This is a genomic window from Oleiphilus sp. HI0123, from assembly GCF_001635315.1.
Genome location: NZ_LWGE01001896.1, coordinates 1 through 542 on the forward strand (window position 1 = coordinate 1; position 542 = coordinate 542).

General features: G+C 37.5%; 1 protein-coding gene. It reads left to right on the forward strand.

Annotation, left to right across the window (positions count from 1 at the left end; translation table 11 throughout):
• Positions 1-69 precede the first annotated feature (69 nt).
• A partial coding sequence (locus tag A3761_RS25225) for a hypothetical protein (RefSeq protein ID WP_197473266.1) occupies positions 70-542 on the forward strand: 473 nt, incomplete at its 3' end.

Genomic DNA, 542 nt, shown 5'->3' on the forward strand with positions numbered 1-542 from the left:
ACTCAGTTAGAGTCTGGGTGGCCAAAACGAATATTGGTCTCGACCGGGAAAAATCAAAAAGAAAGGGTGTTGGAAGTTGCCTCAATACTAAAAGGCTCCCTGAGTGTTGCAGCATCTTTGCAAACCACAAATGCAGAAGTTTTAGATAACATTAAAAGAGCAAACATTTCATCTGACGCACTTTCAGAAATAGTTAAAAATGCACAGAAAACCGAGTCGAATACCTACACTGAAATCATTCTAGGTTTACCAGGTGATACTCTAGAAGCACATATTGAGTCTCTAAAAAGCGTTGTCGATGCGGGTTTTAATATCGTAAGAATGTATCAAATGATACTTTTGCCACAGACTGAAATGGCAGAGCCCGAATCACGACGTAAATTCAATTTAGAAACCAAATTCCGTATTAATCCAAGAAGCTTTGGCCAATATCAATTTTTTGATAAAGAGTTTTGCTCTGTGGAGTTTGAGGAAATCTGCATTGCAAATAGTACCTTATCTCATAAGGAGTACTTGGATTGTAGAGAGTTAAATTTGTCTAT